The sequence below is a fragment of the Methanobrevibacter sp. UBA412 genome (assembly GCA_002495685.1).
Taxonomy (GTDB): Archaea; Methanobacteriota; Methanobacteria; order Methanobacteriales; family Methanobacteriaceae; genus Methanobrevibacter_A; species Methanobrevibacter_A acididurans.
The window spans coordinates 147,504-172,299 of sequence record DAGJ01000021.1 but is presented as its reverse complement, the minus strand read 5'-3'; the positions used below and the strand labels follow the sequence as shown (position 1 = coordinate 172,299).

Annotated in this window: 22 protein-coding genes and 1 tRNA gene; 9 read left to right on the top strand and 14 right to left on the bottom strand. The window is 27.9% G+C overall.

Translation table 11 applies throughout. The features are described from left to right. Positions 1–79 precede the first annotated feature (79 nt). Genes BP997_RS06280 through BP997_RS06270 form a run of 3 tightly spaced genes read left to right on the top strand, consistent with a single transcriptional unit; the run spans position 80 to position 3,014 of the window. Entirely contained in the window at positions 80–1,300 is a 1,221-nt protein-coding gene (locus BP997_RS06280) for a YcaO-related McrA-glycine thioamidation protein (RefSeq protein WP_413825245.1), read from the top strand. Positions 1,301–1,325: 25 nt separating this feature from the next. After that, positions 1,326–1,964 carry a TfuA-related McrA-glycine thioamidation protein gene (locus tag BP997_RS06275; RefSeq protein WP_413825248.1) on the top strand — a complete coding sequence of 213 codons (639 nt, stop codon included), beginning with the start codon at positions 1,326–1,328 and terminating at the stop codon, positions 1,962–1,964. A 21-nt stretch (positions 1,965–1,985) separates the two neighbouring features. Continuing rightward, the gene (locus BP997_RS06270; RefSeq protein ID WP_413825250.1) at positions 1,986–3,014 is read left to right on the top strand and encodes a hypothetical protein; all 1,029 of its coding nucleotides are present in this window, start codon (positions 1,986–1,988) and stop codon (positions 3,012–3,014) included. A gap of 26 nt (positions 3,015–3,040) precedes the next feature. Here the strand turns inward: BP997_RS06270 and BP997_RS06265 are convergent, their stop codons facing one another. The 9 genes from BP997_RS06265 to BP997_RS06225 form a co-directional block, all read right to left on the bottom strand. Beyond that, the gene (locus BP997_RS06265; protein WP_409198598.1) at positions 3,041–3,526 is read right to left on the bottom strand and encodes a hypothetical protein; all 486 of its coding nucleotides are present in this window, start codon (positions 3,524–3,526) and stop codon (positions 3,041–3,043) included. A 161-nt stretch (positions 3,527–3,687) separates the two neighbouring features. Continuing rightward, positions 3,688–4,521, bottom strand: a complete 834-nt coding sequence (locus BP997_RS06260) for a CBS domain-containing protein (RefSeq protein WP_413825253.1) — start codon at positions 4,519–4,521, stop codon at positions 3,688–3,690. A 403-nt stretch (positions 4,522–4,924) separates the two neighbouring features. Further along, entirely contained in the window at positions 4,925–5,362 is a 438-nt protein-coding gene (locus tag BP997_RS06255; protein WP_413825256.1) for a universal stress protein, read from the bottom strand. 89 nt (positions 5,363–5,451) lie between these two features. After that, the gene (locus BP997_RS06250; protein WP_413825258.1) at positions 5,452–6,621 is read right to left on the bottom strand and encodes an amidohydrolase family protein; all 1,170 of its coding nucleotides are present in this window, start codon (positions 6,619–6,621) and stop codon (positions 5,452–5,454) included. 55 nt (positions 6,622–6,676) lie between these two features. Continuing rightward, positions 6,677–9,325: a PEP/pyruvate-binding domain-containing protein gene (locus BP997_RS06245; protein ID WP_413825260.1), complete on the bottom strand. Its 2,649-nt coding sequence runs from the start codon at positions 9,323–9,325 to the stop codon at positions 6,677–6,679. A 263-nt stretch (positions 9,326–9,588) separates the two neighbouring features. After that, positions 9,589–12,768 (bottom strand): carbamoyl-phosphate synthase large subunit, encoded by a 3,180-nt coding sequence (gene carB / locus BP997_RS06240; protein ID WP_413825263.1) that lies wholly within the window; start codon positions 12,766–12,768, stop codon positions 9,589–9,591. A gap of 110 nt (positions 12,769–12,878) precedes the next feature. Then, positions 12,879–13,961: a glutamine-hydrolyzing carbamoyl-phosphate synthase small subunit gene (gene carA / locus BP997_RS06235; protein WP_413827034.1), complete on the bottom strand. Its 1,083-nt coding sequence runs from the start codon at positions 13,959–13,961 to the stop codon at positions 12,879–12,881. Between the two features lie 535 nt (positions 13,962–14,496). After that, complete coding sequence (locus tag BP997_RS06230; protein WP_413825269.1) at positions 14,497–14,742, bottom strand: hypothetical protein; 246 nt, start codon at positions 14,740–14,742, stop codon at positions 14,497–14,499. A 94-nt stretch (positions 14,743–14,836) separates the two neighbouring features. Then, a complete protein-coding gene (locus tag BP997_RS06225; RefSeq protein WP_413825271.1) occupies positions 14,837–15,364 on the bottom strand; it encodes a zinc-ribbon domain-containing protein in 528 nt (175 codons plus the stop codon). A gap of 162 nt (positions 15,365–15,526) precedes the next feature. On the opposite strand from BP997_RS06225, the gene BP997_RS06220 reads away from it, so the two are divergent. The 4 genes from BP997_RS06220 to BP997_RS06205 are packed head-to-tail and all read left to right on the top strand — an operon-like array spanning position 15,527 to position 18,449. After that, complete coding sequence (locus BP997_RS06220; protein WP_413825273.1) at positions 15,527–15,868, top strand: hypothetical protein; 342 nt, start codon at positions 15,527–15,529, stop codon at positions 15,866–15,868. Between the two features lie 47 nt (positions 15,869–15,915). Beyond that, positions 15,916–17,103, top strand: coding sequence for an adhesin (locus tag BP997_RS06215; RefSeq protein ID WP_413825276.1), 1,188 nt, complete (start codon positions 15,916–15,918; stop codon positions 17,101–17,103). After that, positions 17,100–17,915: a hypothetical protein gene (locus BP997_RS06210; RefSeq protein WP_413825278.1), complete on the top strand. Its 816-nt coding sequence runs from the start codon at positions 17,100–17,102 to the stop codon at positions 17,913–17,915. Before BP997_RS06215 ends, BP997_RS06210 begins: the two co-directional genes overlap by 4 nt. Before the next feature lie 48 nt (positions 17,916–17,963). After that, on the top strand, positions 17,964–18,449 hold the full coding sequence (locus BP997_RS06205) for an HD domain-containing protein (protein WP_413825280.1): 486 nt from the start codon (positions 17,964–17,966) through the stop codon (positions 18,447–18,449). On the opposite strand, the gene rimI is transcribed toward BP997_RS06205, so the two are convergent. Further along, the gene (gene rimI / locus BP997_RS06200) at positions 18,444–18,881 is read right to left on the bottom strand and encodes a ribosomal protein S18-alanine N-acetyltransferase (protein ID WP_413825282.1); all 438 of its coding nucleotides are present in this window, start codon (positions 18,879–18,881) and stop codon (positions 18,444–18,446) included. The genes BP997_RS06205 and rimI overlap by 6 nt on opposite strands. 169 nt (positions 18,882–19,050) lie before the next feature. Here rimI and BP997_RS06195 point away from each other — a divergent pair, with 169 nt between their 5' ends. Then, on the top strand, positions 19,051–19,443 hold the full coding sequence (locus BP997_RS06195) for a UPF0146 family protein (protein WP_413825284.1): 393 nt from the start codon (positions 19,051–19,053) through the stop codon (positions 19,441–19,443). Between the two features lie 50 nt (positions 19,444–19,493). Then, positions 19,494–20,282, top strand: a complete 789-nt coding sequence (gene cobK / locus BP997_RS06190; protein ID WP_413825287.1) for a precorrin-6A reductase — start codon at positions 19,494–19,496, stop codon at positions 20,280–20,282. Between the two features lie 132 nt (positions 20,283–20,414). On the opposite strand, the gene BP997_RS06185 is transcribed toward cobK, so the two are convergent. From BP997_RS06185 to BP997_RS06170, 4 genes are all read right to left on the bottom strand, one after another. Beyond that, positions 20,415–20,499 (bottom strand) — tRNA-Ser (locus BP997_RS06185). Between the two features lie 118 nt (positions 20,500–20,617). Beyond that, positions 20,618–20,926 carry a 30S ribosomal protein S10 gene (rpsJ, locus tag BP997_RS06180; RefSeq protein ID WP_409198582.1) on the bottom strand — a complete coding sequence of 103 codons (309 nt, stop codon included), beginning with the start codon at positions 20,924–20,926 and terminating at the stop codon, positions 20,618–20,620. A gap of 136 nt (positions 20,927–21,062) precedes the next feature. Further along, positions 21,063–22,304, bottom strand: a complete 1,242-nt coding sequence (gene tuf, locus BP997_RS06175; protein ID WP_413825289.1) for a translation elongation factor EF-1 subunit alpha — start codon at positions 22,302–22,304, stop codon at positions 21,063–21,065. A gap of 284 nt (positions 22,305–22,588) precedes the next feature. Further along, positions 22,589–24,781, bottom strand: a complete 2,193-nt coding sequence (locus tag BP997_RS06170; protein ID WP_413829036.1) for an elongation factor EF-2 — start codon at positions 24,779–24,781, stop codon at positions 22,589–22,591. Positions 24,782–24,796 lie beyond the last annotated feature (15 nt).

The window sequence follows — 24,796 nt, the reverse complement described above, 5'->3', positions numbered from 1 at the left end:
AATAAATTTTATTAACTTTATATAACAATTATTATATTATATCAAAAATTATAAATAAATTTTAATAAAAGGAGTCAATATGTTTTCAGATATTCCAATCAAATATTTTAATGGTACTCATAGGGTTAAAGAACCTAAAGAAACTATTAAAAATTATGAAGATAAATTAAGAGTTGCAGGTATTACACGTTTAACTGAAATTACTGATCTTGATCGTGTGGGAATTCCTGTTTTTTCTGCAATAAGACCAACTGCTCAAGAAGGAAGTGTAAGTGTTTATGCAGGTAAAGGAATTGGTAAACCTCAAGCTAAAGCTTCTGCTATGATGGAAGGTTTTGAAAGATATTCTGCTGAAAAACAAAAAATTGATAATGAAAATATAATTATTGGTACTTTTGATGATATGGTTAATCCTGTTGATTTTGAAAGTTTAGTTTTACCTCAATCTGTTGATATTGAAAGTCTAAAGGGTTTAGAGTTAGAATGGGGTAAAATGACAGATATTGTGTCCGAAGAAGAATTTGATGTTCCTATTAATTTAATTTATCATCCATATATTCCAAGTAATGAAAATGTTAATAGTTTTGTTAAGGGAAATACTAATGGTTTGGCTTCAGGTAATGTTTTAGAGGAAGCAGTGCTTCATGGGATTTTTGAAGTTGTTGAAAGAGATGCTTGGAGTATTTTTGAAGAAACTAAAAAAAATCGAAAAGAAATTGATTTGGATACTATTAAAAGTGAAGATATTAATAATATTTTAAATAAGTTTGAAAATGAATCTGTGAATATAAATTTATTAGATATTACAGCTGATGTGGAAATTCCAACTATAGCTGCATCAAGTGATGATACTTTATTAAAAGATGCAGCTTTATTAACCTTAGGTGTTGGAACCCATTTAAATCCTGAAATTGCTGTTTTACGTGCTTTAACCGAGGTTGCTCAAAGCCGAGCCACTCAAATTCATGGTACTCGTGAGGATACTGCTCGTGCAGATTTTATGAGAAAAGCCGGTTATGGTCGAATGAAAAAAATCAATAGTCATTACTTCAAATCAGAAGGAGATAAGATTAATTTAAGTAGTATTGATAATAATAGTAATATTTCTATTAAAAAAGATATTGATACTTGTATTGAAAAATTAAGTAATGTTGGTTTAAATAAAATATTATTTAAAGATTTAACACGATCTGAAATTGGAGTTAATGTTGTTCGAGTTATTATTCCTGGTGCGGAACTTTTTGCACTTGATCCTTCTAGAAGAGGAGAACGTGCTGTTGAATATGATTTAAATCATTGAAATAAATTTATGGAAACCTTTTATTATGTTAAATAAGAAGATTATAATTTTTACAGGTTTATCTATTTCTTTTGAAGATGCTGAAAAAATTTTGCATGCTGATTATCGATTCCCAGTTAAAAGAGGGGATGTTCTTAATGCTTTAAATGATAAACCTGATATTATTGGGATTATTGATGGTGTTTTTCACCAACATCCTGCAGTTAGTCATAAAGAAATTATGAAAGCAATGAATGAAGGTGTAACTGTTGTTGGTGGAGGCAGTATGGGTGCTTTAAGAGCTTCTGAATTAGATGATTTAGGTATGATTGGTATTGGTAATATTTATAAACAATACAGAGAGGGTATTTTAAATTCAGATGATGATGTTGCTGTAACATTTGATCCTGAAAGTCAAACTGTTTTATCTGAAGCTTTAGTTAATGTGAATTATAAATTAGATTTAAGTGTTGAAGAGGGAATAATTGATAATGAATTGGAGAATCATATATTAAATGTTGCTAAATCAATTTATTATCCTAAAAGAACTTATTATAATATTTTTAAAAAATCTGAGTTAAGTGATGAGATTAAGGATGAATTAATTGATTTTATTACCAAGGTTCCTGATATTAAAACTTTAGATGCTATAGAAGTATTAAATTATATTAAATCATTAGTATGATTTTATGCTTGAGGAGTTTTTATGAGTATTGAAGATAAAATTAATGGGGTTAAAGAGGAACTTAGAGGTAAACATGTTGCTATTGCATTTTCTGGAGGGGCTGATAGTAGTTTACTTTCTAGTTTGATTGTTGAAGTTTGTAGAGATCCTATTGCTATTACTATTGATAATGGTTTAATGCCTACAGGTTTTATTGAAAATTCTAAAAAGATTGCTCATAAAATTGGTATTTCACAGAAAATTGTTAAAATTGACCTATTTAATGTAGATGAGTTTATAAAAAATAAAGGAAATCGGTGCTATCTTTGTCGTCAAATCATGTATGATAAAATTAAAGAGGTAGCACATGATGAATCTATTGATATTATTGTAGATGGAAATAATATAAGTGATCTTTTTGATGATCGTCCAGGGATTTTAATAACTTATAAAAATAATTTTTTAACACCTCTTATAAATGAAGGCATAAGCAGTGATGAAGTAAAAAAATATTTAAAAGAAAATAATATTGAATATAACAAATCAACAACATGCCTTGCAACACGAATAAAAACAAATATTCCCTTAAATCATGAAAATATTAAACGTATTGATTATGGTGAAGAGTTTATTAAAAACATAAATAAGGATGAAACAATTAAAATAAGAGATAATAACAATAATGCAGAAATAGAAATAGAAAAACCATATGAATTAGATGAAAATAAAATCAATTTAATAGGTAATAAGCTTAAAACATTAAAATTTAATAATATTTTACTTAATATCACTCCTAAGACTAATAAAAATAGGATGATAAATTTCAAATCAGAACAGAGTATATCAGAAATTAAATTACCTTACACAATAAATATTTCAAATAGTATTGAAAAATTAAAAGAAATAGGGAAAATTAAAACTTTAAATAATAATACACTTATTTTAAGTTTTAATAATAAAAATGTTATAATCTCTGAGAAAGGCAAAATCATAATAGAAAATGTTAAAGACTTCGCTGAGAGTAAAGAAACATTAATTAATATATTACCTTTTATTAGAAGGAATATTTAAAATAAAATTTAATTTTATTTTATTAACTATTTTTTTTGTTGAAGTTTTACAAAATCCTTAAAGGACATTTTTTCTTGACTAACTAATTTTTTTTCAACATGTTTTTCATGTATATTTGAAACTAGTTCTTCTTTATCTTCAGCAGAATAAGTTTCTTCAGATAAAATTCCTTTTAATGTTATAATTTTACCGTCTAATTTAAATTCAGTACCATCAGCTTTAACTTCAATTAATTTAATTTCTAATTTTGTTGCTTTTTCTAAAACATCATCTGTAAGAATATCATATTTTAGAAATAAATTTTGATGAGGGTATACTTCATTTACAGTTCTTTTTATAACATTTTCAAATAATTCTATGAGATTTTTTATAACTGGTAAATTGTTTTCCCAGTAATAACCTAACATGACACTTAATTGAATATTGTTTTCTTTATAAACTTCTCCCACTCTAACTCTTATTCCTATTGTACTAGGAGTATCTTTAATTATTAAAATAGGTTGTGATTCCATATGTTTTCCACCATAAATTTAGATAAAAAAAATTTTAAAAGGAATTTATCATAATTCTTTTTAAAGATTTATAGAAAAAATTTTTTAGATAAAAAAAATGATTTAAAAAAAAAGGAAAGTGAAAAAAATGGTTTTTTCTCACTTTTTTATAATTTTTCGTTTTATATTAAAGCTTTAATCAAGTCACTTGCTCTAACAAGACCTATAAGGTCTCCTTCAATTCCAATTACTGGTAATTGTTCAACATTTAATGACTTCATTTTTTCTGCACATGCAGATACTTTAGTTTTAGAATTAGCTGTAGTTACTTTATCAGAAGCTACATCACGAACAACTTTATCTGTGAATTTAAGTTTATTTTTTTCAATGTATAATACACTTGTACTGTCCCAAGACCATTTGTCTCCTTCAGTACCTACAGTAGAGTCATGTTGTGTTGTTTCACTTCTAACTTCACTTTCTGCTATGAAATCTGTTTCAGTAAGTATTCCGCTCATTTTTCCTTCATTATTTAATCCGATTAATGATTTTAATCCGAATAATGCCATGTTTTCAAAAGCAACGTTTAAAGGTGTTTGATCCCATGCAGTTGGAACTGTTTTTATCATATAATTTTCCACAGGATCTTTAATATCCATTTCAGTTAGTGCTAATGATACAATATCAAATGCTGTTACAATTCCAGCTAAATCTTCACCCTCAACAACTGGAACTCTTCTTACATTATTTTTTACCATTTTTTTAGCTACTTCTTCAATAGGTTCATCTAATTCAGCAGTAACTAAATCTCTTGTCATTAACATTGCTACTTGTTCTTCATCAGGATTAGTTATTAAGTCAGAACGGGTTAATATTCCTACTAATTTTTTAGAACCTTCTTTAACTACAGGAACAACTGATACATTTTTTTTAACAATTATTTCTAAAGCTTTTTCACGTGTTCCAGGAACACTAACATAAACAACATCTTCAGACAATATGTCTTTTACTAACATTAATATCACCATATACTATTTTTTTTGTATAATATTATTCTATTTATTCTTAATCTGATTTAATTTAAAATAGGTAAAATATCTCCTGTTTTTTCTTTATTTATCTTTTTATTCTTTTATGATTCTTTAAAATATTATATATTTTATACTCTTTACACTAAAATCAGCAAGAATAAAGAAAAAAATTTTATTATAATAATTTTTTTTTAAATTAGTTTATAAAATTTTATTAATTTTTTTAAAGATTTTTACATTAAATTAATAATATAATACTATTAGTTTATTATTTTATTTTTATTTTATATAACTTTTATGCAAAAATGTTTTAAATAGTGTTTAAAAAAAGAATAAAGGTTTTAGTAAAAAAAAATAAAAAAGTTTAAAATTTAAAAATAAATTTTTTTTAGTGGATTACTAAAACTTTACATTTAGCAGCTTTAACTACTCTTTCAGCAACACTACCCATAATGAAACGATCAAATCCAGTTTTACCAGAACTGCCCATTACAATTAAATCGATATTTTCATTTTCTGCTGTTTTTAGTATGACATCAGCTGGAGAACCTTCACCTATTTTAGTAGTTACTTTTACATTTTCCCCAATATCATTTTTAGCATTGCTTAAATTATTTTTAACATCTTCTTTAAGCATTTCAGTTATTCTGAAGGTAGTATCATCTGCAGGTAAACCTACTGAAAATGAGTTTTCCACTACACTTAAAATGATTAATTCTGCATCACAAGTTTCTGCAAGGAATAATGCGTCCTTTTCAGCTTTTTGTGCATATTTAGAACCATCAGTTGGGAATAAGATTTTTTTATATAATTGTTCTTCCACCATGTTATCACCTTTTTTTTATTTTATATAATTTGAATGAATAAAATCTTTTTCAATTAAAATATTATTTTATTAGTTATTAAATTTATGTATTAAAATTTTATAATATTCTTATTGAATAAATATTTAATATGTTCTGTTTCTGTTCTGTTTATTAAACTTAAGTAGTTATTTTTTGATAATTTTTTAACTACCATTAATTGTGCTGTATTACCTTCTGTAATAATAGTTTTATTAATTATTGAATTTAATAATTGATTATTAGCTTGGGCACATATATTAGTTGTTGCAAATTCAAGTATTGTTCGGGGTGGAACATAATGCTTATTTTGTGCTCTCATAATTTTAAGTGTATATTCTAATTCCCTAAAAATATTTGGTGTATTTACCATTAAATTGTCTGTTCCAATTAATGGTTTTAATCCTGTTTTTAAAATTTTTTTTATAGGAGGAGTACCAACAGCTAAAGTTGCATTTGCTCTAGGACACAAAGTTATAGATGAATTTGAATTTTTTAACAAATCAATATCATTTTTAACAGGAATAGTAACATGAACTATTTGTTTAAAACCTGAATCAACACTTAATTCAATTTCGCTCTTACCTTTTTTTTCTATTGACTTTCTTTGTGCATTTTCACTTTCTGCAGCATGAATTGATGAAATTTTCCCTTTTTTATCACATTCGTCAACAATTATATTAGCAACTTCTTGACTTATTTCACCAAATCCACTTGGCGCCAAACCATCTGCTATTTTTAATAATTTCCGTGCATTAATTTTTACTTTATGTAAATCCGGGTTATCCCCGTAAAAACTATTATCTCTTCCAAGTATTATTGGATTTATTGGAATATTTTCAGATGCTTTTTTTAATAATTTAACCCCTTTAATCCCACCTTCACGATAATCAATAAAGTGAGTTGTTCCACTTTTTAACATTGTCCACATTGCATCCTGCATAGATGAAATTAAACTATTTTCATCAGCACTTTCTAATGCTTTATGTTTAATACCATTTGGCGGTTTTACTATCTCACTTAATGATAAACCATCCCCTTCATCTTTAATTATAGAATCCCCAATATGAGTGTGAGCATTTAAAAATGATGGACAAATTATACAATTTGTAGCATCTAATATTTTTCCTTCTTTAATATCCGGTGATATTTCAAGAATACACCCATCATCTATTAAAATATTTTCTTTTGAGGGAACAAGATTTAAACCTTTTAAAACTATCCCATTACTTATAGTTATCATAAAAATCCTTTATTATTAGTTTATTAATATAAAATATGAGAATATTAATTTTTATTTATTTTTCATAGTAACTTATTGCTTCGTCTTGTTTCATATCATAGTAAAATTCCATTTTACCCTCTTTTATTTCCACTACATCAACCATTTCATATATTTCATCTCCTAATGTAGAATCTATATTTTTTAATTGATTTGGGAATTGATCTAACAAGTGTGTATCATAAACTAATCGAGTTTCATCTTCAAATAGTGCTCCATAAAATATATCTGCTTCAACAAGGTCTTGGAATAAATGACTTCCAAAGGATAATTCTGGAACATATCCTACTTCACTATATGATACTTCTAGTATTGCGAAGAAGTCACTAATATCTGCAAAAGTTACAGGTATTCCAAGTTCAGGTGAAGATGTGCCTATTCTTCCAGGGACTATTAACATTAAGTTTATATTTTCATGTTTATAGTAATCATTTATTTTTCCAATTATACGAGCTATGTTAGATTTTTTATTGTAAGGGAATTCATAATATTTATGTGGATCTACAGTTACAATTACATCTATGTTTTCTCTTCTAGATCTTCCCATACTTGCATCTTTAATATGGAATAGAATATTATCTTGTATTTGAGGGATTTCAATATTTTCATTTGATTTGGATATGGATAATGGTCTACATTGTACTAAGTTTACTACAAATGAGTGTTGTTTTCCTATATTTACTGTGAATTCTATATCTACTGGGAAGTTGTAGTTTTCTTCTAATGTTTTTAATATATTTTGCATCATATTTGTGAATTCTTTATTATTCACCATTCCTTGACATGAAACAAATACTACTTCACGAGGATTACCTTGTTCTTTGTATCTTTCTTCTATTTCAGTATCATGTTCTACTACTTCATTTTTTGCATATCTAGGTAAAACTTCTAATCCTTCAGATACTGGGTGTTCTTTTACTGAAACTTCTTTTAAATCTAGCACATCTAATGAATGTTGTGAATATCTGTGTCTGTCTGCCATACTTGTCATTGTAACGACTTTTGGTTTATCTAAATTGATTATTCTAGGGTAATCATTCTGTGTTCTGTCAACTGCTTTAGTTCCTAATCCCATTACAAGTCTTAACATTCCTGCTTTTTTATCCATATCTGGTAATGGGGAGTATGGACTATATGAGTATCCTACACCTGCTACTGTTGGGAAGTAATAATCTTCATAATATGATCCAGATACTCTTTGTACTAAAAGAGCCATTTGTTCATCTATATCTTCTAAGTGATTTCTATTACGGTATTCTAATGCAGATATGTCCATTGTACTTGCATATACTGTTTTTACAGCATTTTCAAAGTCTTGTAATCTTTCTTCGAATGTTCCTCGATTTACACAGAATACTGATTCATATTTTCCAGCGAATGCGTTTCCAAATCCGTCTTCTAAGAAACTACTGCTTCTTACTATTATTGGTGTTTGTCCAAAGTAATCTAATATTCTTTTAAAATTTTCTCGTATTTCTTCAGGGAATATTCCATTTTGAAGTTCTTTTTTAAGTTTTTTAGCTTCAACATAGTATCCTTCTTTAGTTCTTTGTTTTATTCGTAAGTCCCATAAATGATTAGCTACTATGTATGTGTAAAACATGTCTGAACCTATGTAAAATGAATCATGAGGTTCTAATCTTTTATATTCTTCAGGTAATTTGTTTTTTATTATTTTTCGTGCAATAAGCATTCCACATGCTTTTCCCCCTATCATTCCACTTCCTATTAATCTATTATATATTTCAAAGTAGTCTGAAGGTTCTAAGTTTTCTTTTACTAATTGGAACATGTGTGAATCTTTGCTTATCATCATTTTACACATTCTATCACATTTATCTGTGATGTCTTCTCCATTTCTGTATTGGAGGTGTGCTAATGTGAAGAATCTATCCCAATTATCTGTAGTTTGTTCGTTATGGTATGCTGATGATTTGTTTAGTACTTGGTAAAATCTACTTACACCTACACCATCTGTTAGTACTTCGATTGATTGGTCTTCTTTATTATATTTGTGTCCTAAAAACATGCTTTGTGAGTATCGGTTCCATATTTTTAGTGGATGTATGTAAATTTCATCATCTTCACTGTATATGTCTATTAATAATTGTGTTGTATCTCTAATTTTAGCTATTGTTTCAAAGGAATGGCTTCCCCTGTGTAGTGGGAAGTATGCTACTGTATCTAATTGGAATAAGTAAGGACATGTTACTCTGAAGAAGTTTCCCATCATTAAATCTGCTGACCATGCTACTTGAAGTTCAGATAGGGAATCAAACACATAGAATGAAAATCTTCCTTCTTTAGTAATGATGTTATGTACTGCTACTGTGAATGCTTCGAATTGTGTTGATGGATCTACTTGGTATATTTTTAAACCATTTTCTCTTTGAATCATTGTGTATAATTCATCACTATTTGGATCCCTTTTGTTTAACATTTCTTGTTCTTCTGGTGTGATGTCTACAAATGGTTCATGATAAGCAAATCTTATATATATTAAGTTTCTATGGTCTTTTAAAGCTTGGTTGATAAAAGGTTTTACAAATAATCTAAATTCATCTAATTCTGATACATGCCATACTACATTATCCCCTAAACGTATATTATCTAATGATTTATCTAAATCCGGAATTCCGGATTTTATTCTATCAAATGATCTCATAATAATGTTTCCCTCCCCTAAAATTTTTAGGTTTTTATAATAAAGATTTTTAATTTTTTAAATTCAATATTTTTAGTTAACAATTTTATTGTTAATATATTTTTTCAAAAAATTAATTAAATGTTTAAAAAAAGAATATTTAAAAGATGTAATTTTGAATAAAAAAAGAGTTAATAAATAATTTTTGAATAAAATTATAAAATATTTTTTAGTAATAGGAAAAGTAAATGAGAAAATATTAAAAATTAAAAGTTAATAAAAACTTAAATTGACTCGTCGAGATGTTCATTTAAGGATTTAACTTTAATTTCATTATTTTTAATAGCTTCGATTGCTTTTAATGCTGCTCTAGCTCCAGCTAATGTTGTTACATAAGGTATTCCAAGTTCGATAGCTAATCTTCTGATGATATATCCATCTTCAGATGCTTGTTTTCCTGCGGGTGTATTAATAATTAAATCGATTTCATCATTTAACATTTGTTCTTTAATGTTTGGAGATCCTTGTGAAACTTTTTTAATTTTATTAATTGGAACATTTTTTACACTATCTGCAGTTCCAGATGTAGCTACTAATTTGAATCCTAAATTATGTGCTTTTTCAGCTATTAATTGGATTTTCTTTTTATCTTGTTCTTTAACACTTATGAAGATTGTACCTTCTTTTGGTAAATCCATTCCAGCTGCTAGTTGAGATTTGTAGTATGCTAATCCAAATGTTTCATCAACACCTATACTTTCTCCAGTTGATTTCATTTCTGGACCTAGTATTGTGTCTGATTCTGGGAGTTTGATGAATGGGAATACAGATTCTTTTACAGCTACATGATTAATTTTTATTTCTTTAGTTAAACCAAAGTCCTCTAATTTAGCACCTACCATTAACCATGTTGCTATTTTTGCTAAAGGTATTCCTATTGCTTTACTTACAAATGGTACTGTTCTACTTGCTCTAGGATTAGCTTCAATAATGTAAACCATTTCTTCATCTAATTTTACAGCATACTGAATATTCATTAAACCTACAACATCAAGTTCTAATGCTAAATTTTTAGTGTTTTCTCTTATAATGTCTAATATGTGTTCAGGGATTGTTTGTGGAGGTATTACACAAGCTGAATCTCCTGAGTGCACTCCTGCTTCCTCAATATGTTCCATGATTCCTGCAATAAAGACATTTTCTCCATCACATAATACATCTACATCTAATTCTATTGCATCTTCTAAGAACTTATCTACTAATATTGGGTGTTCAGATGAGACTTTTACTGCTTCTTGCATATAGGTTTCAAGTTCAGTATCATCATAAACAATTTCCATTGCTCGTCCACCAATTACATAGGATGGTCTTACAAGTACAGGGAATCCTATTTTATGTGCTGCTTTTTTAGCATCTTCAAATGAATGTGCTAATCCGTATGGTGCTTGATGAATGTTTAATTTGTTTAGTACTTCAGTAAATCTTTCACGATCTTCAGCTTTATCAATACTTTCATAAGGTGTTCCTAATATTTTTATTCCAGCATTTGCTAATGGGACTGCTAGGTTTATACTTGTTTGTCCACCAAATTGTACAATGACTCCTTCTGGTTTTTCATTTTCGATTACTCCCATTACATCTTCAAATGTTAATGGTTCGAAGAATAGTTTATCAGATATATCATAATCAGTACTTACAGTTTCTGGATTGTTATTAATAAGTATTGTTTCTATTTCTTGTTCTTTTAATGCAAGTGAAGAATGTACACAACAGTAATCAAATTCTATTCCTTGACCTATTCTTATTGGTCCAGCTCCAATAATCATGATTTTTCTTTTATCATCAGTTTTTAATTCATTTCCATCATCATAACTACTGTAATAATAAGGTGTTTTTGCTTCAAATTCTGCAGCACAAGTATCAACCATTTTATAGTTTGGTTTAATGCCTGTTTTATTAGCTATTTCAACTATATCTTCTTCTTTTTGATTAGTTAATTCAGCTAATGTATAATTTGAGAATCCCATTGTTTTTGCTTTTTTAAATATTTCAGGATTTTTAATATTTTCTTTTGTTAAGGTTTCTTCAAAATCTATAATGTTTTTTATTTTATCTAAAAAGAAAGTGTCAATATTTGTTAATTCATATAATTTTTTTACAGACATTCCATCTTTTAAAGCAGTGTACATTTGGAATAATCTTTCATCAGTTGGATTAATAAGGTCATCTTCAGTGTATTTGCATTTTTCAAAACCATGAACTCCTATATCTAATGAACGTATAGCTTTTTGTAATGCTTCTTCCATTGTTCGACCGATTGCCATTACTTCTCCGGTTGCTTTCATTTGCACCCCAATTTTTCGATTTATTCCTTTAAATTTATCAAATGGCCATCTTGGAATTTTAACTACTACGTAATCTATGGAAGGTTCAAATGATGCAGGTGTTTCTTTGGTTATATCATTACGGATTTCATCTAAAGTTAAACCTAATGCTATTTTTGAGGATATTTTAGCTATTGGATAACCTGTTGCTTTTGAAGCTAATGCACTACTTCTACTTACTCTTGGATTAACTTCAATTACTTTGTATTCATTTGTTTCAGGGTTTAATGCAAATTGTATATTACATCCCCCTTGTATTCCTAAGGATCTAATAATTTTTATAGAAGCATCTCTTAATCTTTGGTATACTATATCATTTAAATTTTGTATTGGTGCTACTACGATACTTTCTCCAGTATGTATACCCATTGGATCCATGTTTTCCATTGTACAAACAATTATACAAGTATCATTCTTATCTCGCATTACTTCAAATTCTAATTCTTTCCATCCAAGAACGGATTCATCTATAAGAACTTGATTGATTAGACTCATGTCTAATCCATGTGTAGCTATTTCTTTTAGTTCTTCTTCATTGTGAGCTACACCCCCACCAGTTCCACCTAAAGTAAATGCAGGTCTTACAATTACAGGGTATCCTATATCATTAACTGCTTTTACTGCATCTTCAATTGATTCAACAGCATGACATCTTGGAATTGGTTCATTTAATCTGTTCATGAAATTTCCAAATAAATCTCGGTCTTCAACATCCTTAATTGTTTGAACATTAGAACCTAAAACTTTAATATTATCAAGTAATCCTAAATCTCCAAGTCCTGTTGCTATGTTTAATCCGGTTTGACCACCCATAGTTGGGAGTATTGCATCTATATTTTCTTTTTCAATAATTTTTGCAACTAATTCAGGTGTTAAAGGTTCTGTATAAACAGTATCCGCCATATCCATATCTGTTTGAATTGTTGCTGGATTACTATTTACTAAAACCGTTTCAATTCCTTCTTCTCTAATTGATTTACATGCTTGTGATCCAGAATAATCAAATTCTGCAGCTTGACCTATTTGTATAGGTCCTGAACCAATTATTAACACTTTTTTTATATCCTTATCAATAGGCATTATATAATCCTCAAAATAATTTTTTTATAAAGTTTAAATCCGTAAAAAAACTAATTAATCATTTTTAAAAATTTCAGTAATTCAAATAATATTTTCTTTTCATGATTTATTTAATATGTATTCATCATTTCCTTAAACTCATCATATATGAATCTAGTATCATTAGGTCCAGGACCTGCTTCAGGATGGTATTGTACACATCTTAAAACTAATTCATCATGAGAGAATCCTTCAGGTGTTCCATCATTTAAATTAACTTGAGTTAAATTTAATGGAGTATCTTTTAATGAATCTGCATCAACACTAAATCCATGATTTTGTGAAGTTATAAATACATTACCAGTTTCTAAATCTTTTACAGGTTGATTAGCTCCTCTATGACCAAATTTCATTTTGAAAATTTTAGCTCCAAAAGATTTTGCTATTACTTGTTGACCCATACAAATACCGAAAATAGGTAATTTATTTGATAATTTCTGAATAGTATCAATTGTTTTAAGGTTTCTTTCTGGATTTCCAGGTCCACATGAAACCATTAAACCATTTGGATCATAATCCATTATTTTATCACTTGGAGTGTCATAAGGGAATAATGTTACACCCATTCCTTTGTCTAAGAATCCTTGAATAATGTTTTTCTTAACCCCACAATCAATTAAAGCAACATTTAAATCCATGTCTTCCCCATATTCTTTTATTTCTTTAGTAGATACTTTTGGAACTAAATCAATATCTTGAATATTAGGTTGTTCTCTAGCTAGTTTAAGAAGTTCATCATCAACCATATTTTCAGTTGTTAAAGCTCCTTTCATGGACCCAAATTCTCGAATCTTAAGAGTTAATGCTCTAGTATCAATTCCACTAATTCCTGGAATTTCGAATTCTTTTAAAAATTCATCTAATGATTTATCCGCACCAAAACAACTTGGTTGTCTACATAATTCCCGAACTATGAATCCTTCAGTTTGAATTTTATCAGATTGATACCAATCTTCATCTACTCCATAATTTCCTTCTAAAGGATATGTGCTCATTAAGATTTCACCTTTAAATGAAGGATCAGTTAAAGATTCAGTATAACCTGTCATACCTGTTGAAAAAACAACTTCTCCCACATTCGTAGTCTCATATCCAAATGCTTCACCTTTTAAAATAGTTCCATCTTCTAAAGCTATCTTAGCCTCTTTTATCATTGAATCACCATTTATTTATAAAAATATTATATTAATATTATAAATTATAATTATATTTATAAAACTCCCTTAAAATAATTAGCTATTTTTAGTATATTAAAAAAAATTTTTTAAAAATTAATCTTCTATTTTTAAATAAAATTTTAAAATTAATAAATAAATTACCATTGAAATTAAGTATGCAAGAATATCATACCAATCAAAAACACTTCCAGGTTTTAAAAATAAAGAAAGATACTCCCAAAAAAATATTGCAATTAATGTTATTAAAATGATAATTACTGATTTTTTTAAGTATATTGGTGAAATTGTATTGATAAAACTAAAAAGTAGTAATGTAGCTAATAAATCATTAAAATAATTAGAAAAAAAAGAATTTAAAGATATTAAAATAAATTTATTAATTAAATATAAAGTGAAAGCTATAAGAAAAATTATTAAATTTTTCCCACGAAATGTTAACTTTTGATTTTTTATTAAGAAATTTTTTATCATGAACAACCTTAAAAAAATTGGAATAAAATTTATAAATTAATTAATGAAAAGTTAAGGCAATAATTGCAAATAAAATTATAAAAACAACCACTAATAATAGAATTAATGGGTTTTGAGTGGAAAACATAAAATCATTATTATAAGAATCATTAGAATTGTATGTTTTTTCATTATACTGAGTAGTGTTTTCAGTATTTTGATTTGAGGTGTTAACTTCATCATCAATTTCTTCTTTACTTACTACATCATAATCATTAACATCAATGATTTCATCATCACCGCTCATATTATCACCATTTTTTTAAAACATTAATATTAGAATATAATTTATTATATTCAACTTATTATAATTAATTGTTTATTTTTAAAATAATTTTGTATTACTCTTCAACACTTTGACTAAGGCCTAAGTTACTATAATCATTAGAATTTTCTGAATCAACAGATCCATCTGAATCTCCGGAATCAGAACTATAATCATTAGAATTTGAAATTGAAGATGAACTTTCACTATCTACTATATTTTGTTGAGTATCCTGTGATGAATCAAAAGGAAATGTGAACTCATCAGGGAAAATTAATCCAGTAGGAAATGATGATGAAACTTCTTTAACATTGCTTTGTGAACTATGAGTAGTAGTTGAAACTCCTGAATCTCCACTAACATTATTATAACTATTAGAATCAGTATTAATAATAGATGCACTTAATCCACTAATTACAAAAAATATGATTACTATGAGAGTAAAAATAATAATTTTTTCATGCTTTTCCTGTTTTTTACCTGTTTCTTGATTTTTAGTTATATTAATATTTTCCTTATTTATAAAGGGAGCTCCACATTTTCGACAGAATTTTGCCCTTAATTCATTATCTGTCCCACAATTCAAACATTTTTTATATTTCATAGAAAACCTTTATAATTTTATATAATCATTAAATATTATATAATAAATAATTTAAAAGTTTTACTAAATTATTAATATAAAAAATGAATTATAAATTATATATTAATAAATAAAGATATTCTTCAATCCCAAAAAAAATTGAATTAGGAAAAAAAGATAATTATGAAATCTATGGATGAAATTAATGAAAAATTAACTGAGTTAAAAGAAAAAGAAGAAGGAATTATAAACACTACAGAACCAATAACTAATGAAATTAGTGTTATATTAGTAGGTAGTCAGCTTCAACAAGCAGTGATAAAAGCTGTTATGAGTAAAGATGAAAGTGAAATTGAAAAAATGGTTGAAAAGGAAACCAAAAAACTTAAAAAATTAAATGAAGATTATGCAATAGCAAGTGAAAAAGGAGACATGGAAAATAAAAGAGCACTTCATGCTGCTGAGTGGACTTGTGATATTAAATTAAACACTTTACAATGGATACTTGGAAATACATTAGATTAAAAAAAAAAAATTTTTAAATAAAAAAATGAAAGGATTATAAGATTTTTATGAAGTGGAAAATTATTACGTTTATATTATTAATTCTTTTGATTATTGTTCCAGTTATGGCAGAAGATGTAAATGCTACAACAGTTTTTTTAACATGTGATAACATGCAAGGTAATGATCAAGACATTAACATGTTAAATGAAATAAAAAATTATATTGAACAGGAAAGTAATGGGCAAATAAATGTAATTATTGATAGTAGTGCATCTAACCCTGGTGAAGGTGATCGTGCAATTCAAGCTGATGCCGATGTTAGTGTAGCTATAGCTTATGCAGATGCTGCTAATCTACTTAACCTAGCTAAAGCATCATCCAGTCTTTCAAATAAAAAAATTGTTTATGTTAATGCAGGTACTTTAGATTTAACTAATATTAACTTTTTAAGAAGATCTTATGATGACAATTATTCTAATAGTTCATTTGCTAATATTCAAAAACCTGGGACCCTTTTAACTGAAGCAGGAATAAATTTAATACAACCTTGTCAAGCTTTACCTAATGAAGTTGATGAAAATGGAATTTCAGAAAGTAGTGATACTGTTAATAAATACTTAGCAGATTCTATTATAAAAGTTGTTGAAAGTGGAAATAGTGGTGGTACTCTTGATACTAATTTAATTTCTTATCATAAGATGGATCCTAAGTATATGGCTGAAGATAGTCAAAAAATAGTGGATGGATATCCTGCAAAAATGGAAACTAGTTATGGTAGTTATACCACACAACAAATCTTATATATGACTTCCTCTTACATTGCAGGTTACTCTTTAAACACTCCAGATGATTATTCCCCACCAAGTAATCCTGAGAAATATTCTTCCTTTAATCATAATCAATATTCACTACAAGATTATGTGAATATGTCTGATATTGTTGTTGATTATATGGATGAAAATGGGCGAGCTCCTAATTATATTAATTATGATGGCGCACGTATAGGTTACTATGACTTAGTTTATAATTTTGCTTTATTAACTGAAGATCAAACAAGTTCATCCAAAATGGTACTTCCTCAAGAGGCAGATTTCCATAAGTATTATGATAATACTAATGCAACTTTAGTCACTATTGGAATTGTTATACTTATAATAATAGTTGGTGTTATTCTTGTTCGAAATTCTGTATTAAAACGTAGACGTAAAAAACGATACTCAAGAAGAAGACCTAGGAATAGAAGACATAGATGAAATGTGATTATATGAATGAAAATACCCGAATTTTAACATTAAAAAATGAGGTTAATCTTTTAAGAGATAAACTAGCTGAAAAAATAGTTTTAATGGACCATTTACAATTACATGTTTGTCCTAATTTGGATACAGATTACATTCTAAAATTTGGTAGTTTAAAACAGAAAATAGAAACTAATAGAATAGAATGTGAGAAAATTAAGATGAAAATAGGTTTAATTGAGAAACAATTGAATAGAAAATCTAGGTTGAATCTTTTTGAAATTGATGAACAAATTGAAAATGAATTTGGGAAACAAAATGAATATTTAAAGGAAATATCAGCTAAATTGACTGTGACTAAAAATCATGGACTGAAAGAAGAGTTAAAGGGAGAAGATTTTAAAAAATTAAACCATGTTTATAAGGAAACTCTTCTTCTTTTACATCCTGATTTAGTGGATAATTTTGATTATACTATGGAAAATTATTTATTAAATGTTATAGAAGCTTATGAAAATTATGATTTTAATACTATTAAATCAATAAAAGTTATGACAATTAATAGTAATTTTCCTAAATCTAAAGAAAAAAATATTAAAGAATTATTAGAATTGATTAATTTATTAAAAATTAGAATAGAAATTATTAATAAAGATTTAATTAAAATTAAGGATTCTTACCCTTTTAATCAGATAGACTTCTTAAAGGATGAAGAAAAGGTTAAGGAGTATAAAAATCAATTAAATGAAGAGAAAAATAATTATATAGCAGAATATAATCATTATGAAGATATTGAAGATAGAATTATAAATAATGTAGATATTTAATCATGAAAATTTTTTTTAATAAATGAATTGTGAGGAATTATATTTTTTATGACTAATGAAAAATTAATTAATGAAATGATAAAAATTTTTAAAGGTGATTGTAAACGGATCAATCATTTTTTAAAAGTTTATGCTTTCGGTAAAACTATTGGAGAATTAGAAAATGTTTCTAATGAGACTTTAAGAATTATTGAAGTAGCATGTATTCTTCATGATATTGGTATTAAAGAAAGTGAAATAAAGTATGGGGATTCTAATGGTAAACATCAAGAAGAGTTAGGTCCTGCTTTAGCTAAAAAATTACTTATTAAATATGATTTTTCTAATGATTTTATTGAAAGAGTAATTTTTCTTATAGGTAATCATCATAGTTATAATAAAATTGATGGTGTGGATTTTCAAATTTTAGTTGAAGCTGATTTTTTAGTGAATCTTTATGAAGAAAATTCTAGTAAATCTAGTATTTTTAGTGTTGAATCTAAAATTTTTAAAACTGAAACTGGGAAAGAATTTTTAGAAAATTTATTTTTATGATGGGCAGTCTAAGTGCATTTTAAATGCATTAGATCCATCTTCATAATAGTTTATTTCTTCACGGTCAACTACAAATCCTAATGATTTATAAAATGTTATAGCTTTATAGTTTTGTGTTTTAACTTCTAAATTAATTTTATATATCCCACTGTCTATGAATATATTTATTGCTGTTTGTAATAATCTTGTTCCGACTTTAGTTCCTCTATAATTTTTATCTACAGCTAAGGATATGATATGACCATTATCTATTTCTTTTATCCAAAATAGTATATATCCTACAATTTCACTATCTTCTTCTGCAACTAAAAACCCTACTCCTAATTCATATAATTTTAATAAAATATCTGTATTGTAAGGTTCTGAAAAGGACATTTCTTCTATTTCATACACTTTTTTTAAGTCGGAGTATTGAAATTTTCTTATAATCATTTTTTATATTAACCTTAAAATTTTATTATTAATTTATATAATGTTTTATTATTTAATTTTATTATTAATTCATTTATTTCTTTTAAAAAATTTTATTATACATGGTTTATATACTGATTCTTTAGATAAATATTTTTGAGAGAAATTATTTTTAGGGAGATGTACTAATTTGTGGGATGGTTTAGGAGAATATATTAAAAATTTAGGGGAAGATAGAGAAAATTTTAAAGTGGTTGAAATAGGTGTAGGGAAGTTTTTTGATATATCTAACTATTTAATTGCTTGTGAAAATATTGATTTAATTAAAGTTGATATTAATCCTGCAGATAGTAGTGTAGTTAAAGATGATATTATGGAACCTGATTTATCTATTTATGAAGGTGTGGATTTAATTTATTCTATACGTCCTCCTTATGAAATTCAACCTTATTTAATTGATTTATCTGAAAAGATTAATTCTTCTATTATTATTAAACCTTTAAGTGGTGAGGATTTAAATGTTAAAGGTAAGAATATGCATTTAAAGAATTTTAAAAAGGTTAGTTTTTATATTTACCCTTAATATTTGTTTAAAAAAAAAGTTTTTTTATTAAAGTTAGGATGGGGTTTTATTTGAATATTTTTTTACTTGGTGGAACAAAGGATGCAACTGATATTATTAAGTTAATTAAGGATAATTTTAATGATTCTTATATTTTAACTACAACTACTACTAAATATGGTGGTGAATTATCTTTGAGTAGGGGTAGTGATGATGTTATTTGTAAACCTTTAGTTAAAGATGAAATTTTAAAAATTATAAGTAATGGGGATTTTGATTTTTTAATTGATGCTACTCATCCCTTTGCTTCACATATAAGTCAAACTGCAATTGAAATTTCTAAGATTGTAGATATTGAATATATTCGTTTTGAGAGACCTCCTTTTAATTTAAAGTGTGTTAATACTAATTCTCTTTATCATGTTGATTCTTTTGTTGAAGCTGGAAGATTTATTGTAGAAGATTTAAATAGGGATAATGAAAATGTTTTGCATTTTGCTGGTGCTAACACTATGAGTGATGTTTTAAAGTATGTGAATAAAGACTTTTTTTATCCTCGTGTTTTAAATGTAAAGTCTTCTATTGTGAAGTGTGAAGAATTAAATATTGATCCTAGTCATGTTTTATTTATGGATGGTGTTTCAACTAAAGAAGAGAATATGTTTTTAATTAATAAATTTAATGCTAAAGTTATTATTACAAAGGAAAGTGGTGAAACTGGAGGTCTTTTTGAGAAGATTAGTGCTGCAAATGAATTTGGAATAGATATTGTATTAGTTGATAGGCCCCATATTAATGATTTAGATGAAGAATACATTATTAATAGTTTAAATGAATTACTTATTAAATTAAAACATTAAGTGTTCTCATTATTAGCTTAATACTTAAGGGTTATTTAAATTTAAAGAGTTTAAAAAATTGAGTAATATTTAAGCATTTTTAAAAATTAGAAAATAAAGAATAAAAATTTAAAAAAAGATATATGAAATAAACGCCAAGACTGGGATTTGAACCCAGGCGGAGAGAATCTCCACAGGATCTCAAGTCCTGCGCCTTACCTGGCTAGGCTATCTTGGCAATAGTATATTATTAAAATTATTGATAAATAAAAATGAATGGGGTATAAAATTGTGCTAAACACTTAATAAAAATAATTTTATTTTTAGCTACAAATTATATCTTTAGATTCATTTAATTAACTTTTTAATTCGATTTCGATACTTACATTATCTGGAACATTGACTTTCATTACTTGTCTCATTGCTCTTTCATCAGCACCAATACCGATTAATCGTTTATGAATACGTAATTCCCATTTTTCCCATGATGCTTTTCCTTCTCCATCAGGAGATTTACGGGTAGGCACAACTAATTTTTTAGTTGGTAATGGGATTGGGCCTGAAATATCTACACCTGTACGTTCTGCAATCTTTTTAAGTTGATCGCAAACATAATTGAGTTTTTCAGGGTCTGTTCCTGTAAGCTTGATTCTTGCTTGATTCATCTTATCCTCCAAAAAAAATAAAAAGGCTCAAAAATCTATTATAAAAGATAAAAAATTAATTACATCCTTCCATAATATTGGGAGGATGTAGGATTTTTATAATGTTCTTTTATACTGATTTTAATTGTTATCCAACTTATTTAGCTGGAGTTACTGCAATACATACTCCTGCAGCAACGGTTTGACCCATATCTCTGATTGCGAATCTTCCCATTTGAGGGATTTTTCTTGCATCTTCAATAACCATAGGTTTTGTAGGTCGTATTTTAACAAATGCAGAGTTACCAGTTTTTAAGAAGTCAGGGTTTTCTTCTTCAACTTGACCAGTAGCTGGGTTGATTTTCTTTGTTAATTCAATGAAAGTACAAGCTACTTGAGAAGTGTGGCAGTGGAATACTGGGGTGTATCCTACAGTGATAACTCCTGGGTGTTGTAATACAACAATTTGTGCATCAAATTCTTTTGCAACAGCAGGTGCATCGGAAACATGTCCAGCTACATCTCCTCTTCTAATATCGTTTTTACCTACTCCACGTACGTTAAATCCGACATTGTCTCCAGGTTCTGCTTGAGGTAATGCTTCGTGGTGTTCTTCTACAGATTTTACTTCTCCGGAAGCTCCTGCAGGTTCGAATATTACGTTATCTCCTTGTTTCATTACACCAGTTTCAACTCTTCCAACAGGTACAGTTCCAACTCCAGTAATGGAGTATACATCTTGTACAGGTACTCTTAAAGGTAAGGTTAAAGGTTTTTCAGGTGCATTAAGTTTGTCTAATGCAGGTATGAGTGCATCTCCTTTATACCAAGTCATGTTTGGACTTTTTTCTTTAATGTTGTCTCCTTCAAATGCAGATAATGGGATGAAAGGTACTTGATCAGGTTTGAATCCAATAGATTTAATTAAAGTAGAAACATCTTTCTTTACTTCATTATATTTGTCTTCACTGTAATCTACAACATCCATTTTGTTTACTGCTACGATTAATTGATTGATACCTAAAGTTTTAGATAAGAAAACATGTTCTTTTGTTTGTGGCATTACACCATCGTCTGCAGCTACTACTAATACAGCTGCATCTGCTTGGGATGCTCCAGTGATCATGTTTTTAACGAAATCTCTGTGTCCAGGACAATCTACTACAGTAAAATCATATTTGTTTGTGGAGAATTTTTGGTGAGCTAAATCAATAGTTACTCCTCTTTCTCTTTCTTCTCCTAATTTATCCATAACAAATCTGAATTTGTTTTCACCGTCATCTAATTGTTGTTCCGCGATTGCACCTGCTTCTAATAACATGTGTCCAACAAGAGTGGATTTACCGTGGTCAACGTGTCCAATAAATGCTAAGTTTATATGTTCTTTTGCTTTTGCCATTATAAAAACCTCATTTTAATAAATTAATTTTTTATTAGTATAATTTCTTTATTGGTTAAGTAAAGTTACTTAACAATATATACAATAATTGATATTATTTTTCATAATATATAACTTTAATGTTTATATATTTTTTTCATAATATAAATCTTGATTTAATAAATAAAAATCATTACTCTGAATCATAATAATTTTATTATTATTAATCATTTTCAGAGTTTATTTGATTTGAATTTTTTAATTTTAATTAATCTAATAATATTAATTTGAAATCGTAAAGTGATTTATCCTAAGTAATGTTCTGCTCCATAAGGTTCAGCAGATAATCCTTTTCTTTGTCTGATTTCTCTAATAATTTTAGATTGTAATTCTCCAGGTAATCTTTCGAATCCTGCCATTTCAGTAGACCATAAACATCTACCTTCTGCAGCGGATCTAATATCACCTGCAAATCCAAACATTTCAGCTACAGGTACTTTAGATTCAATACTGACCATGTCTCTGTCTTGAGTCATGTCAACAATTTGACCTCTTCTGTTTTGAATTTCTCTAGTACATGATCCCATGTATTCAGATGGAGTGTTGATGAATACTTTTTGCATAGGTTCAAGTAATGTAGGTTTTGCTAACATGATAGATCCATAAACAGCTTTTCTGATAGATGGTAATACTTGTGCTGGTCCTCTGTGAACTGCATCTTCGTGAAGTTTTGCATCTACTAATTTGAATTTTAATCCCATTGCAATTTCATTTGCAACTGGACCATCATCTAAAGCAGATTCGAATCCTTCAATAAGGAGTTCTTTTACTTCATCTAAGTATTGGATACCACGAGTTGCATTTATGAATACACTCTTATTGTAAACATCCCATACTTTTTTAGCTTCATCTTTTTCCATTCCATATTCTTGGAATTCTGCAGCAGATTCTTTACCTTTGACTTTACCTTCTTTTATTTTACCTTTTTGCATTGCTTTGAATAATTCATCATCTAAAGGTTCAACGGTAATATAGAATCTGTTATGTTTGTTTGGAGATTTACCTTCAACTGGGCCTGCTTTTGCAGATACAGTTTCTCTGTATACAACGATTGGTTCAGAAGTTTGTATATCTACACCTTTTTCGTTGATTCTGTAACTGATAACTTCTAAGTGAAGTTCTCCCATACCAGATACTAAGTGTTCTCCAGTTTCTTCATTAATTTCTACATGAATTGTTGGATCTTCTTTAGCTACTTGTCTTAATACTTCAATAAGTTTTGGTAAATCTTTTGTGTTTTTAGCTTCTACAGCAACGGTTACTACAGGTTCGGATATGTGTTCTAATCCTTCAAATTCTACAATTTTGTGTTCAGGATCACAAATGGTTTCCCCTGCTATTGCGCCTCTTGCACCAGCAACATATACAATGTTACCTGCTGGTACATTATCGGTATTAACTCTTTCTGGTCCGAAGTAGACACCTACTTGTTGAACTCTAGCTTTTGCATGTCCACCTACTAAGAATACTTCTGTACCTTTAGATATGGTACCTCCGTATACTCTTCCAGTAGCAACTTCTCCTGCATGTTTATCTACAGTTACATTGGTTACCATTACTGCTAATGGTCCATCAGGGTCAGTAGTTGTCATGGTTTGTCCTGCAGGACTTTCAATGTCTCCATCCCAGATGTGTGGTACACGATATGCTTGGGATTCTTTTGGACTAGGTAAGTGTTCTACTACCATACCAAGTAATACTTCTGTGATTGGTACTTTGTGAGCTAATTCTTTTTGTTTATCATCATTACAGTAGTCTATGATATCTTTGAAGTTGATTTTAGTTTTTTGCATGATTGGAACATTTATAGCCCAGTTATGGTAAGCTGATCCAAATGCTACACTTCCATCTGCTACATCAAATTTCCATGCATCTCTAAATTCTTCTGGAGCTACATTTTTTACGAGTTTGTTTGCTTCAGCTATGATTTTAAGGAATCTGTTTTGTAATTCATCAGGTTCTAATTTTAATTCATTAATTAATCTATCTACCTTGTTGATGAATAAAACAGGTTTAACATGTTCTTTTAATGCTTGTCTTAATACAGTTTCAGTTTGGGGCATGATACCTTCAACAGCACATACTACAACTACAGCTCCATCTACTGCTCTCATTGCACGAGTTACGTCTCCACCGAAATCAACGTGTCCTGGAGTATCAATTAAGTTGATTAAGTATTCTTTACCATCATAATGGTGAACCATGGATACGTTTGCTGCATCGATTGTGATACCACGTGCTTGTTCTTGTTCATCGAAATCTAAGAATCTTTGATCCCCTGCAAGTTCTTCAGAAATCATTCCTGCACCTGCAAGTAAGTTATCAGATAATGTTGTTTTACCATGATCAATGTGTGCTACAATACCAATGTTTCTAATAGATTCTGGTTTGTACATTAAATCCTTGATCTTTTCAATCATTTTATCTCGTCTACTCAAAATAATCACCTATAA